The 13,418-nt window shown below is 57.0% G+C and carries 7 protein-coding genes, 2 tRNA genes, 2 rRNA genes and 1 pseudogene; 7 read left to right on the forward strand and 5 right to left on the reverse strand.

Annotated elements, in window-relative coordinates; translation table 11 throughout:
• Window positions 1–19: 19 nt before the first annotated feature.
• The 5 genes from ACA062_RS06150 to ACA062_RS06170 all read left to right on the forward strand — a co-directional run bounded on the left by ACA062_RS06150 (window position 20) and on the right by ACA062_RS06170 (window position 4,305).
• Window positions 20–96, forward strand: a tRNA-Ile gene (locus ACA062_RS06150).
• Between the two features lie 34 nt (window positions 97–130).
• Window positions 131–206: transfer RNA gene (locus ACA062_RS06155), tRNA-Ala, on the forward strand.
• Between the two features lie 239 nt (window positions 207–445).
• Window positions 446–3,338, forward strand: a 23S ribosomal RNA gene (locus tag ACA062_RS06160).
• 156 nt (window positions 3,339–3,494) lie between these two features.
• Window positions 3,495–3,610: ribosomal RNA gene (gene rrf, locus ACA062_RS06165) — 5S ribosomal RNA — on the forward strand.
• A 155-nt stretch (window positions 3,611–3,765) separates the two neighbouring features.
• Window positions 3,766–4,305 carry a hypothetical protein gene (locus ACA062_RS06170; protein ID WP_497455626.1) on the forward strand — a complete coding sequence of 180 codons (540 nt, stop codon included), beginning with the start codon at window positions 3,766–3,768 and terminating at the stop codon, window positions 4,303–4,305.
• A gap of 169 nt (window positions 4,306–4,474) precedes the next feature.
• On the opposite strand, the pseudogene ACA062_RS06175 reads toward ACA062_RS06170, so the two are convergent.
• Window positions 4,475–7,441 (reverse strand): annotated as a pseudogene (locus ACA062_RS06175) (CheR family methyltransferase); the annotation flags it as partial.
• 514 nt (window positions 7,442–7,955) lie between these two features.
• On the opposite strand from ACA062_RS06175, the gene ACA062_RS06180 reads away from it, so the two are divergent.
• Both ACA062_RS06180 and ACA062_RS06185 read left to right on the forward strand, forming a co-directional pair.
• Window positions 7,956–9,197: a glutamine synthetase family protein gene (locus tag ACA062_RS06180; RefSeq protein WP_497457367.1), complete on the forward strand. Its 1,242-nt coding sequence runs from the start codon at window positions 7,956–7,958 to the stop codon at window positions 9,195–9,197.
• Window positions 9,198–9,267: 70 nt separating this feature from the next.
• Window positions 9,268–10,650 carry an MFS transporter gene (locus ACA062_RS06185; protein WP_497455627.1) on the forward strand — a complete coding sequence of 461 codons (1,383 nt, stop codon included), beginning with the start codon at window positions 9,268–9,270 and terminating at the stop codon, window positions 10,648–10,650.
• Between the two features lie 63 nt (window positions 10,651–10,713).
• Here the strand turns inward: ACA062_RS06185 and ACA062_RS06190 are convergent, their stop codons facing one another.
• The 4 genes from ACA062_RS06190 to flgA all read right to left on the reverse strand — a co-directional run bounded on the left by ACA062_RS06190 (window position 10,714) and on the right by flgA (window position 13,337).
• Window positions 10,714–11,460: a flagellar brake protein gene (locus ACA062_RS06190; RefSeq protein WP_497455628.1), complete on the reverse strand. Its 747-nt coding sequence runs from the start codon at window positions 11,458–11,460 to the stop codon at window positions 10,714–10,716.
• Between the two features lie 92 nt (window positions 11,461–11,552).
• The gene (locus ACA062_RS06195) at window positions 11,553–12,020 is read right to left on the reverse strand and encodes a flagella synthesis protein FlgN (protein WP_497455629.1); all 468 of its coding nucleotides are present in this window, start codon (window positions 12,018–12,020) and stop codon (window positions 11,553–11,555) included.
• A 48-nt stretch (window positions 12,021–12,068) separates the two neighbouring features.
• Window positions 12,069–12,395, reverse strand: a complete 327-nt coding sequence (gene flgM / locus ACA062_RS06200) for a flagellar biosynthesis anti-sigma factor FlgM (protein WP_497455630.1) — start codon at window positions 12,393–12,395, stop codon at window positions 12,069–12,071.
• A gap of 180 nt (window positions 12,396–12,575) precedes the next feature.
• Window positions 12,576–13,337, reverse strand: coding sequence for a flagellar basal body P-ring formation chaperone FlgA (gene flgA, locus ACA062_RS06205; RefSeq protein ID WP_497455631.1), 762 nt, complete (start codon window positions 13,335–13,337; stop codon window positions 12,576–12,578).
• Window positions 13,338–13,418 lie beyond the last annotated feature (81 nt).

Below are 13,418 nucleotides of genomic sequence, written 5' to 3' on the forward strand. Positions count from 1 at the left end.
TTGCGAAAGCATCAAAATTGGGTCTGTAGCTCAGTTGGTTAGAGCGCACCCCTGATAAGGGTGAGGTCGGCAGTTCGAATCTGCCCAGACCCACCAATTTTGCCTGTGTGGGAAACGCCTGTAGCAATACGGGGCCATAGCTCAGCTGGGAGAGCGCCTGCCTTGCACGCAGGAGGTCAACGGTTCGATCCCGTTTGGCTCCACCATTTACTGCTTCTGACGTTAGAGTTTAGAAATGAGTATTCCATTGTGAATATTGATTTCTAGTCTTTGATTAGATCGTTCTTTAAAAATTTGGGTATGTGATAGAAAGATAGACTGAACAACACTTTCACTGGTGTTGGATCAGGCTAAGGTAAAATTTGTGAGTTGCTCTTAATTGAGTATTATCGAATTTTCGGCGAATGTCGTCTTCACAGTATAACCAGATTGCTTGGGGTTATATGGTCAAGTGAAGAAGCGCATACGGTGGATGCCTTGGCAGTCAGAGGCGATGAAAGACGTGGTAGCCTGCGAAAAGCTTCGGGGAGTCGGCAAACAGACTTTGATCCGGAGATGTCTGAATGGGGGAACCCACCTAACATAAGTTAGGTATCTTAAGCTGAATACATAGGCTTAAGAAGCGAACCAGGGGAACTGAAACATCTAAGTACCCTGAGGAAAAGAAATCAACCGAGATTCCCTTAGTAGTGGCGAGCGAACGGGGACTAGCCCTTAAGTGGCTTTGAGATTAGCGGAACGTTCTGGAAAGTACGGCCATAGTGGGTGATAGCCCTGTACGCGAAAATCTCTTAGTCATGAAATCGAGTAGGACGGAGCACGAGAAACTTTGTCTGAATATGGGGGGACCATCCTCCAAGGCTAAATACTACTGACTGACCGATAGTGAACTAGTACCGTGAGGGAAAGGCGAAAAGAACCCCGGAGAGGGGAGTGAAATAGATCCTGAAACCGTATGCGTACAAGCAGTGGGAGCCCACTTTGTTGGGTGACTGCGTACCTTTTGTATAATGGGTCAGCGACTTATTTTCAGTGGCGAGCTTAACCGAATAGGGGAGGCGTAGCGAAAGCGAGTCTTAATAGGGCGTCTAGTCGCTGGGAATAGACCCGAAACCGGGCGATCTATCCATGGGCAGGTTGAAGGTTGGGTAACACTAACTGGAGGACCGAACCGACTACCGTTGAAAAGTTAGCGGATGACCTGTGGATCGGAGTGAAAGGCTAATCAAGCTCGGAGATAGCTGGTTCTCCTCGAAAGCTATTTAGGTAGCGCCTCATGTATCACTGTAGGGGGTAGAGCACTGTTTCGGCTAGGGGGTCATCCCGACTTACCAAACCGATGCAAACTCCGAATACCTACAAGTGCCGAGCATGGGAGACACACGGCGGGTGCTAACGTCCGTCGTGAAAAGGGAAACAACCCAGACCGTCAGCTAAGGTCCCAAAGTTATGGTTAAGTGGGAAACGATGTGGGAAGGCTTAGACAGCTAGGAGGTTGGCTTAGAAGCAGCCACCCTTTAAAGAAAGCGTAATAGCTCACTAGTCGAGTCGGCCTGCGCGGAAGATGTAACGGGGCTCAAACCATACACCGAAGCTACGGGTATCACTTAGGTGATGCGGTAGAGGAGCGTTCTGTAAGCCTGTGAAGGTGAGTTGAGAAGCTTGCTGGAGGTATCAGAAGTGCGAATGCTGACATGAGTAACGACAATGGGTGTGAAAAACACCCACGCCGAAAGACCAAGGTTTCCTGCGCAACGTTAATCGACGCAGGGTTAGTCGGTCCCTAAGGCGAGGCTGAAAAGCGTAGTCGATGGAAAACAGGTTAATATTCCTGTACTTCTGGTTATTGCGATGGAGGGACGGAGAAGGCTAGGCCAGCTTGGCGTTGGTTGTCCAAGTTTAAGGTGGTAGGCTGGAATCTTAGGTAAATCCGGGATTCTAAGGCCGAGAGCTGATGACGAGTGTTCCTTTTGGAACACGAAGTGGTTGATGCCATGCTTCCAAGAAAAGCTTCTAAGCTTCAGGTAACCAGGAACCGTACCCCAAACCGACACAGGTGGTTGGGTAGAGAATACCAAGGCGCTTGAGAGAACTCGGGTGAAGGAACTAGGCAAAATGGCACCGTAACTTCGGGAGAAGGTGCGCCGGTGAGGGTGAAGCATTTACTGCGTAAGCCCATGCCGGTCGAAGATACCAGGCCGCTGCGACTGTTTATTAAAAACACAGCACTCTGCAAACACGAAAGTGGACGTATAGGGTGTGACGCCTGCCCGGTGCCGGAAGGTTAATTGATGGGGTTAGCTAACGCGAAGCTCTTGATCGAAGCCCCGGTAAACGGCGGCCGTAACTATAACGGTCCTAAGGTAGCGAAATTCCTTGTCGGGTAAGTTCCGACCTGCACGAATGGCGTAACGATGGCGGCGCTGTCTCCACCCGAGACTCAGTGAAATTGAAATCGCTGTGAAGATGCAGTGTATCCGCGGCTAGACGGAAAGACCCCGTGAACCTTTACTATAGCTTTGCACTGGACTTTGAATTTGCTTGTGTAGGATAGGTGGGAGGCTTTGAAGCGTGGACGCCAGTTCGCGTGGAGCCAACCTTGAAATACCACCCTGGCAACTTTGAGGTTCTAACTCAGGTCCGTTATCCGGATCGAGGACAGTGTATGGTGGGTAGTTTGACTGGGGCGGTCTCCTCCTAAAGAGTAACGGAGGAGTACGAAGGTGCGCTCAGACCGGTCGGAAATCGGTCGTAGAGTATAAAGGCAAAAGCGCGCTTGACTGCGAGACAGACACGTCGAGCAGGTACGAAAGTAGGTCTTAGTGATCCGGTGGTTCTGTATGGAAGGGCCATCGCTCAACGGATAAAAGGTACTCCGGGGATAACAGGCTGATACCGCCCAAGAGTTCATATCGACGGCGGTGTTTGGCACCTCGATGTCGGCTCATCACATCCTGGGGCTGAAGCCGGTCCCAAGGGTATGGCTGTTCGCCATTTAAAGTGGTACGCGAGCTGGGTTTAGAACGTCGTGAGACAGTTCGGTCCCTATCTGCCGTGGACGTTTGAGATTTGAGAGGGGCTGCTCCTAGTACGAGAGGACCGGAGTGGACGAACCTCTGGTGTTCCGGTTGTCACGCCAGTGGCATTGCCGGGTAGCTATGTTCGGAATAGATAACCGCTGAAAGCATCTAAGCGGGAAACTAGCCTCAAGATGAGATCTCACTGGGACCTTGAGTCCCCTGAAGGGCCGTCGAAGACTACGACGTTGATAGGTTGGGTGTGTAAGCGCTGTGAGGCGTTGAGCTAACCAATACTAATTGCCCGTGAGGCTTGACCATATAACACCCAAGCAATTTGCTGACCTGAAAAGGCACCAGATTGCGGTGTGTGAAGACGAAATGAACCGAAAGTTCGAATCTTACAAACACCGAAAGCTATCACATACCCACTTTGCTGAAGCGAGGCCAACTGGTCACGACTCAGTACCCGAATTTCTTGACGACCATAGAGCATTGGAACCACCTGATCCCATCCCGAACTCAGCAGTGAAACGATGCATCGCCGATGGTAGTGTGGGGTTTCCCCATGTGAGAGTAGGTCATCGTCAAGATTAAATTCCGAAACCCCTATCTGCGTATGCAGGTAGGGGTTTTGTTTTTGCCCGCCGGAAACTGGCGTGACGAAAATGCAACCGCCCGACGACCTACATGGAAACTCCGCCAGTGCTGTGCCTTAATCCAGAGGACCACTCACGGAGCGAAATAGATGCGACGCAGAGGCGCCCAATTCTGGCTATGGACCAATAGACGATTACCCCTCCACACCCATGAGGACGTCCTCAGCGATGGCATGGAAATCGATGTGCAGGCGCGGGTCAACCATGGGGGTATTACCCAGGTTTTCGTAGGCGTCTACGGCCCGAATGGCTGGGCGATTGGCGAGGAGTTTTATGACCGGCGTGTCGGTGAACATTACTGTATAGCGTTGAAATGGGGCACCCAGCGGGCAAGAGAAATTGTCGCGGGCACTCAAGGATTCGTAGCGCCACACCGGGTGCAGTTGACCCTGAGTACGGTGATCACCGATGAGTCGGTATTGGCTTTGAGGCGCATGGAGATGACCGAGCGCGAACGTTTGAAGCTCAGGTCTGAGGATGCTTGGGCGGAGTATCGTGCGGCCAAGATTGCCATGTTGTCTTTGATGCGCTTAACCAAGGTTGATCCCGGGATCTGGGCCGATCACAAGGAGCGACTCAGGCAGGCGATCGACCGGCGCGCCAGTGTACAGCGCGCCTATCTCGACTGACCTTGTCCCACCGTTGTGGCTCGCGCAAGGCCTCGATGGTCTCGATCAGGTCATCGTAGGACACGGGCTTTCCAATATGCTGGCCAAAGCCCCATAGCCGGGACTTTTGACTGTCGCTCGGCAGAGTTCACCTCAACCGTCCCTCATTGTGCCTCGGTCAAACAATTCAACCGTGAGACTCCCGGGCAATCTTCACATAGCCCTTGAGATTCTCACCCTTGAGCAGCGTCACCTCGCCGCTGCAGAAGAAGCGGCTGCCATCCTTGCGCAGGTGCCAGCGTTCATCTTCGCTGCGGCCATGGCTGTGCGCCGATAACAGCTCATTTTCAGGCACCCCCGCCGCGCGATCCTCGGCGGAGAATATGAAGTCGTAATACGCACCTTCGGCCTCGGCCTTGCTGTAGCTGAAGATCAACTCGGCGCCTTTGTTCCAGCTGGTGATGATGCCCAGTTCATCGAGGGTGATGATCGCGTAGTCGCGGGTACTTTCGGCGACCAGGCGCATGCGTTCTTCGCCCAGGCGCAGCTCTTCTTCGGCGGCGCGACGTTTGCTGATGTCGATGAAGGTCAGTACGGTGCCGTCGATGTGGTCTTCGCTGGAGCGATAGGGCAGCAGGCGCGCGATGTACCAGCGATTGTCGGTGCTGCTGACTTCGCGCTCGATCATGTTCAATGATTCGAACACCTGCGTTGCATCTGCGGCCAGGTCGTCGTAATGCAGGCGATGGGTAATGTCGAGCAACGAGCGACCGGTATCCACCGGCAACATGCTGAAAATGTCGGTGGCGCGCGGGGTGAACCATTTGATGCGCATGCTGCGGTCGACAAACACCGTGGCAATGTCGGTGGAGGCGATCAGGTTGGTCAGGTAATCGTTGATCTTGTCGGTCTCTTCAACCTTGGTTTTCAGCTCGAAGTTGACGGTCAGCAGTTCTTCGTTGATCGACTGCAGTTCTTCCTTGCTGGTTTCCAGCTCTTCGGTGGCCGAGCGCAGTTCTTCGTTGATCGCCTGCATTTCTTCGTTGGAAGCCTTGAGCTCTTCGCTGGAGACTTCCGATTGTTCGATGGTGTCCTGCAGGTGCAGTTTGGTGCGTTGCAATTCGCGCTCCAGGTTGGACAGCACCTGGCTTTCCGTTTGTAGCACGGTGGTCGCCGCCAACTCCAAAGGGTCGACCTCCACCTCCTCGAATATCACCAGCACGTAGTCGCCGTCCGACTCTTCATCCTTGTAGGGATGGGCGACGAGATCAATCAGGTAGCGCCGGTCGCCGCGCTGGATCGGTACTTCGCGGGATTTGACCGGCTGGCCGCTCTGCTGCGCCTGGAACAGGATGGTGCGGATTTCCAGGCGCAATTGTGGAAGAATCAGGGTCAGCAAATTGCGCGACAATTCACCGCCGACATGCCGCAGGAAACGCCCGACACTTTCACTCATGTGCAGGATGTCGGCATTGGCATCGACAATCATGCTCGGTGGTGCGGACTGTTCCAGGGCCCGTTGATGGATATCGGCGACGGACAGTTTACGCGGCAGGCTGTCTTGCGGCACCTGCCGGGAAACACTGGTTCGCACGTAACCACCGCGGGGCATGGTCGGGGTGCGACGGCTATTGGCCGTGCCGGTTTTGGCGCGGAAGATCCGGTTACGTTTATCGACCGCAGCGAATAATTCATGGCACGCGTCCGCGCTCTCGGATGAACCGAGGAACAGAAAGCCGCCGGGACGCAGGGCAAAGTGGAACATCTGCAGGATTTCGCGCTGCACCTCGCGATCCAGATAGATCAGCAGGTTGCGGCAAACGATCAGGTCGATTTGCGAGAAGGGCGGATCGGACAACAGGCTGTGTTTGGCGAACAGCACCTTTTCGCGGATTTCCTTGCGAATTCGATAGTGATCGTTTTCCTTGGCGAAGTAATGCCGCAATCGTGTCGGCGGTACGTCGGTAATGATCGCCTGCGGGTACAGCCCGGCCCGGCCGACGCTGATCGCGCGCTCGTCGATGTCGGTAGCAAACAGCTGAAACGAGGCCGCGCTTCTGTCCAGTTGCAACTGATCGTTCAGCAGCATCGCCAGGCTGTAGGCTTCCTCGCCCGTGGAGCAGCCAGCGGACCAGACCCGGATCTCTTCTTTCTCCGGTTGCGCCGAGATGGCGGCGTTGACCAGTTGCGGCACCACATCCCGTTCCAGGGCTTCGAAGGCTTCACGGTCGCGGAAGAAGTTGGTCACGCCGATCAGCATATCGCCCAGCAGTGCCTTGGTTTCCTCGGGGTTATTTTGCAAAAAGCGATAGTAGCCGGCGAGGTCCGGCTGAGCCGTCACCTGCATTCGGCGTTCGATCCGGCGCAATACGGTGGCGCGTTTGTAGTGTTTGAAATCATGGCCGGTGCCGGTGCGCAACTGGATAAGAATGTCGTGCAGCCATTGTTCGGCCACCACGGCTTCGCGTTCGGATACGGCGGCAATGGTTTGCAATTCGGGATCGTTGGCGGTAGGCAAGCTGATTTCCTGAGCGTTACGCCACAATTCCAGCAACTTTTGCGGCATCTCGACCACGGGCAACACCAGGTCCACCAAGCGAGTGTCGATGGCTGCACGGGGCATGCTGTCGAACTCGGCGTCTTCCGGTGCCTGGGCGAGGGTGACGCCGCCCTGTTCCTTGATACGGGACAAACCGACGGCACCGTCCGAACCGGAACCTGACAGCACCAGGCAGAACGCACGCTCGCGGTGCACATCGGCCAGGTCACGAAAAAACAGATCGATGGACGCATGGCGCCCTTGACCCGGGTCGCAGGGGCGGACTTCAAGAACCCCGTCGTTCATCGCCAGCCGTTGCGCCGGTGAAATGACGTACACCCGGTTTTTCTCGATAGGCACTGTTTCGGTCACCTGCAGCACCGGCATCCTGGTCGATTCCTGGATGATCTTGTCAGCGATGCTTTGGTGGTCGGGGGAGAGATGGAGAATGATCACGAACGCCATGCCGTTGTCCTGGGGCATGTTTTCGAAAAACAGTTTGATGGCTTGCAGCCCGCCGGCCGACGCGCCAATGCCCACTACCGGAAAATCCAGGGTGCTGGGGCTCAAGGCCTTAGGCTCGGAAACAGTGTCCGAGCGCTTGGGAGTGAGGGTCATGACTTCGGCCTTTGGCAGCGACGGAAAACGTCTTGAGTTCAAGCGTTGGACAGCGCACTTCAATGAGTCAGGATAATCCGTTTTTCAATAACGCCTTCAAATATTTAGCCCCTTGGGCGGGGCGTATTCAGCCTCTACCTGCCGTGACGCGGATCGCTTTTGTAGGAGCTGGCTTGCCAGCGAAGGCGTCCTGACATCCAACGCCGATCCAGCGCCGATCCAACAATGATCCAATGCCGATCCAACATTGATGTCGACTGAACCACCGCTTTCGCCAGCAAGCCGGCTCCTACAGGGGCTGCTGCGTATCCGCCATGAAGTATTTGTCTGCCGGTGCTTGATATTCCGAACACGCGGAGCCTATTTTGTACGGGTCGCCGTTAGCGGCTCGCACAATAACAAGGATTGCGTCATGACAACCGATGGCCAGCGCTCACTCGCGCAGCGATTGACGGGCATTGATGAGATTGAATGTGTCACGCCGGACTTGAATGGCGTACCCCGTGGCAAGGTAATGACCGCCGAAGGCTTTCTCGAAGGGCGACGTTTGCAGATGGCACGGGGGGTGCTGCTGCAATGCATCATGGGCGGATATCCGCCAGCGCGTTTCTACGGCAGCGATGACAGCGACCTGGCGTTGGTCCCCGATCCTGCGCAGATCCACCGTTTGCCCTGGAGCAAGCAACCGCGAGCCTTGGCCATTTGTGATGCGGATGAGTTGACCGGCGGCAGCTCTAATCTGTCGACCCGCGGCCAGCTCAAGGCCGTCATCGCGCGTTACGCCGCCCTCGGCCTGGCACCGGTGGTGGCGACCGAGGTCGAATTTTTTGTCTTCGCGCCCAATACCGACCCGACTCGACCCTTCCAGCCACCGGTAGGCCTGGACGGTCGTCGCGAGGACGGTCATTCGGCCTTCAGCGTCAGTTCCAACAATGGCTTGCGGCCGTTCTTCAGTGAAGTCTATGAATGCATGGCAGCCTTGGGCTTGCCGCGCGATACCTTCATGCACGAGATGGGCGTCAGCCAGTTCGAGATCAACCTGCTGCACGGCGATCCGTTGCTGCTGGCCGACCAGACGTTCCTGTTCAAACATCTGCTCAAGGAAGTCGCGCTCAAGCATGGCTTGATCGTGGTCTGCATGGCCAAGCCGCTGGCGCACACGCCGGGCAGTTCGATGCACATTCACCAGAGCATCGTCGAGATCGGCACCGGGCGGAACGTGTTCAGCGACGAGAGCGATGAGCCGACCGCGACCTTCCGTCACTTCATTGCCGGTCAGCAGGCGGGCATGGCTGATTTCACCGCGTTGTTCGCGCCGAATGTGAACTCCTACCAGCGCTTATACCACCCGTTCGCCTCACCGAATAATGCCTGCTGGTCCCACGACAACCGTGCGGCCGGATTGCGCATTCCGGCCAGTTCGCCCCTCGCCCGTCGGGTCGAGAACCGTTTGCCGGGGGCGGATGCCAATCCCTATCTGGCTATTGCCGCGAGCCTGGCGGCGGGGTTATATGGCATCGAAAATCGACTGGAGCCGAGCGAGGCGATTCAGGGCGAATTCGAGGTGCCGGATAATCTTTCATTGCCGTGTACCTTGCATGCCGCTCTCGAACGTCTGACACGTAGCCAATTAGCGAGGGAACTGTTTGGCGAGGAGTTCATCGAAGGCTACATCGCTTCGAAGACCCTGGAGTTGACCAGCTTCCTTGATGAAATAACTCCCTGGGAACGGCGTGTTTTAGCGGCCCAGGCCTGACGATCCGTCGACACCGGGCTATCTTTTCGGATAGCCCGTTACTCACTGCAAGGAGCCGCTCGGAACGCCGATGCGCCAAATCTGGAAACCCTTTCGAGCGCTTTATTTCGCCTCGCTGATGATGTTGATCGGCTCGGGCTTGTTGAGTACTTACCTGGCCTTGCGCCTGGCCGCCGATCACGTCGACAGCCTGTGGGTCGGTGCGTTGATGGCGGCCAACTATTTCGGCCTGGTGCTGGGTGGCAAGATCGGCCATCGGCTGATTGCCCGGGTCGGGCATATTCGAGCCTATTCGGCGTGTGCCGGGATCGTCGGTGCGGCGGTGCTTGGCCATGGCTTGGTGGACTGGCTGCCCGCGTGGTTGTTTTTGCGGGTCATCGTCGGCCTCGGCATGATGTGCCAGTACATGGTCATCGAAAGCTGGCTCAACGAGCAGGCGGAAGCCAAGCAGCGGGGCATCGTGTTCAGCGGCTACATGATCGCGTCCTATCTGGGGTTGGTGTTGGGCCAGCTGATTCTGGTCATGCACCCGGGGCTGGGTCTGGAACTGCTGATGCTGGTCGCCCTGTGCTTCGCGCTGTGCCTGGTGCCGGTGACCCTGACCCAGCGGATTCACCCGGCGGCATTGCACCCGGCGCCGATGGAGCCAAGGTTCTTCATCAAGCGCGTGCCGCAATCGTTGAGCACGGTGCTGGGGGCGGGGTTGATCGTCGGTTCGTTCTACGGCCTGGCGCCGCTGTACGCCTCGCAGCAAGGCTTGTCCACGGAGCAAGTCGGTCTGTTCATGGGTAGCTGCATTTTCGCCGGCCTGCTGGTGCAGTGGCCGCTGGGTTGGCTGTCCGATCGTTATGACCGGGCGCTGTTGATCCGCTGTTTTGCCTTCAGCCTGGCACTGGCTGCATTGCCACTGGCGATCATGAAGCAGGTGCCGCTGGAGGTGCTGTTCATCACTGGTTTCCTCTGCTCGTTGGTGCAGTTCTGCCTGTATCCGTTGGCGGTGGCGTTCTCCAATGACCATGTCGAGGGTGATCGTCGGGTGTCCCTGACGGCGATGCTGCTGGTGACCTATGGCATCGGCGCCAGTATCGGGCCGCTGGTGGCGGGGGTGCTGATGAAGCTGTTCGGCAGCCAGATGCTGTATGCCTTCTTCAGTTTCTTCGCGTTGGTGCTGGTCTGGCGGATTCGGCCGAAAGCGGTCACCAACCTGCACCAGGTGGACGATGCGCCGCTGCATCACGTCGCCATGCCGGACAGTATGTCGAGTTCACCACTGGTGGCTTGCCTTGATCCACGGGTCGATGAGCAGGTGGTGCAGGAGCAGATGCAGAATCCGGTCGAACCTGAGCCAGACCCCGCGCCTGAGCTTGAACCGGAGCCCGAAATCGATTCGTCCGCCGATGACGATGACGATGACCTGGGCCGTCAGAAAAGCTTTACCGAAGCCCGGCCTTAACACCCGAGCACAAAAAACGGGCAGTCACCACAAGGGGCTGCCCGTTTTCATGGGAGCGTTGTATCAGAAGTCGTCTTTGTCGAAGCGCCGTGCTTCGCGCTGAAGCTGATAGACGAACCGCTCGACCTGACGCTGCACCAATCCGCTCATGTTGTGAAAGCGTACGCCGGCGAAGGTGGTGGAGATTCTTTCCTCGAAATGCAGGTAGCGCAGCTCGACCGGTGCCGTCATTTTGCCAAAGGGCAGGGCAGCGGCAAAGCGGTCGTAAACCTGGCCCAGCTGCAGGCTGCTGCTGATGTTGCCTTCGAAGCGCAACTTGCAACCGGTGGCGGAAATGTCCAGCAATTTGCCGCTGATCGGCGTCCTGAGCTTTTCACCGTCCAGATCGACGTTGACCAGTTGTGCCAGCTTCAACGCTGCGCGAAAGGCATTGCGGCGCTGGTGATAGACCACTTGATCGGGCAGGGGGCCGTGGTAGCAGCGGGTTTCGACGGACTCGTCGATGGTCAGCGGGCCGTTGCTGTCCCAGGCAATGCGCACGCCGTCGTGGAAGCCTTCGACCTTGAACGGTTCGCCGGCCAGCAGGAAGCGCTCGCCATCGCGGGGAATCATTTCATCCAGAGCGATCGTTTTACGTTTATGGTCGATGTCCACCAGATAGCTCTGGAAGCGCTGGCTGCGCTCGTGGAACGTGATGATCAGCGGATCATGGCTTTCTTGCAGCTGGCGCAGGGTGCCGGAGATCTCCAGAGGCGTGGTAAGCACCTTGGGTGGCTGCGGAGCATCTTCCGCATATAAGGCATTGGACACGGTTCATCAATCTCCGGACAAAATATGACTGCGACTGGCCAGTATTTTGCCAGCATGTTTTGCGTCTAGATAGGGTGTACTTATCAGCAGGCTCACGCCTGACTGAGCGGGCGCGGCTTCACCAGCGTGGAGAATGATCCGCTGGCGTTGTAGAGCGCTGGCGGCTCGCCGCCGGTAAGGATTTTCAGCTGGGTGGCCGTGGCGGCCTGCTGCCTCACAATCGACTGGCCATTGATGAGGTTGGCGGCCTGGCATTGGGCCAGAAGGTCGGTCAGCACATCGCTTTGCGCCAGCAACTGTTCGCCCAGGCTCGACTGGCTGGCCAGTTGCTCGAGGCCCTGGCGATTGGTGGGCAGGTTGAGACTGGCGAGGATTTCACTGCGCTTGCGGCCATGTTGTTCGAGCAGCACGATCAATGCCTGTTTCTGCGCCAGAATGTCTTCGAGCAGCGGCATGTCGCGACCGTGCAAGGCGATGGATTCGGTTTGCAGTAGCTGCAGCAAGTGTTGTGCGGGAGCAAAGTCGTCGGTGATCAATTGCAACAAATGAGAGTCGTGCATGGCTGGCCTTGGGTTTTAAGCGTCCAAAAGCCTGGCGCGGGCCGTGGCCTAGCGCTGGGCTTCGAAGTTGAGCAGTTTGCTGGCGACACGGTTGCTGTCGACTTTGTAGCTGCCATCGGCAATCGCTGCTTTCAACTCGGCCACTCGGGCTTTGTCGACGGCAGGCTGATCGCGCAGCGTGTCAGTGACCTTCTGCAACTGTTGAGCCTCATTGCTGATGTGTACCGATTCCCCGCTTTGGACGGTACTGGCCTGCTCGGCCGGGGTACGCAGCGGCGCGGATTTGCCGGCTTCGGTGGTTTCCTTGGCAGCGCTGGTACGGGTACTGCCCGTCGGTGGCGAGGAACTGTTCAATCGGCTGAAATCGATGACCATGATAAAAAACCTCTGGGTATTTGGACGCTTGCCATGTTTTCGGCCATACCCGGGAAAACTTTAGGCCCACTTCTCAATGAGCTTGCGCGCGTCAGCGCTTGCCCTGCATGAACACAGTTTAGGGAACAGTCGGGTGGCGCGCCACATCTTCACCCACGCAGCACCCACCCACACAGCACCCTACATGGCCACTTCCACCTGGCCAGGCGCGATGACTTGCGCCTTGATGACCCGCTTGGAGTTGAGATTCTTCACACGAATCTGTTCACGCATACCGCCGTTGGACAGTGCTTCACCCGGCATGCGCACGCTGAGCGTACCACTGCGGGCGATAATCACCACCTGGTCGCCCTTGCTGATGACTTCAGCCTGTTCCAGATTCACCAGGGTAATGACCTGGTCAGCGACCATGGGTCGGGTCAGTTTCTGCCCGATCGCCTGGTCGACCGACGTCAGGTAACCCTGACTGAGCAGACTGATGTCACGTTCCCGCAACGTCACGTCCTCGGGCTCGACAATACCGGCACGGCGCATGGGGCGGCTGGTGGTCACGATGTCGCGAAACAGGCGTACTTGAGCGGGCACGAAGACTGTCCAGGGGGAGGCGCCCTCGCAGCGAACCTTGACCGTGACCCGACCCAGCGGCTTGGCCGGGCTCTCAAGGGTGGCTGTCAATTCCTTGTCGCACATCGGCATGCGCAGTCGCGGGTCGAGCGGGTTGACCTGGATCTCGTAACGGCCTTCCGTTTGACTGCTCGCCAGATAGTCTTCCACGGTGAATTCAAGAAAGCCCTGAGTGACGCCGATAAGCATGTCAGGCAAGGTAACCGTGTCAGCAATGGCAGGGCTGCCGGCGTTGAACAGGCACACGGCCGACAGCACGCTGCACCAGCGGCGGCAGTTGGAGGTCAGGCGTCGGAAAAATGTCAGGTCTGGGTTCATAAAGGTTAAAAAGCAAGCGCCGTGCCGTTTAGTGATGAATGCGCGTCGCAACACACTTAGCGTTGGTGTAGGAGTCTGGGC

The sequence above is a fragment of the Pseudomonas sp. LBUM1679 genome (genome assembly GCF_059695565.1).

Coding starts and splice junctions, on each gene's coding strand:
- ACA062_RS06170 (WP_497455626.1), top strand. CDS start 3,766: ATGCGACGCAGAGGCGCCCAATTCTGGCTATGGACCAATAGACGATTA.
- ACA062_RS06180 (WP_497457367.1), top strand. CDS start 7,956: ATGACCGCCGAAGGCTTTCTCGAAGGGCGACGTTTGCAGATGGCACGG.
- ACA062_RS06185 (WP_497455627.1), top strand. CDS start 9,268: ATGCGCCAAATCTGGAAACCCTTTCGAGCGCTTTATTTCGCCTCGCTG.
- ACA062_RS06195 (WP_497455629.1), bottom strand. CDS start 12,020: ATGCACGACTCTCATTTGTTGCAATTGATCACCGACGACTTTGCTCCC.
- flgM (WP_497455630.1), bottom strand. CDS start 12,395: ATGGTCATCGATTTCAGCCGATTGAACAGTTCCTCGCCACCGACGGGC.
- flgA (WP_497455631.1), bottom strand. CDS start 13,337: ATGAACCCAGACCTGACATTTTTCCGACGCCTGACCTCCAACTGCCGC.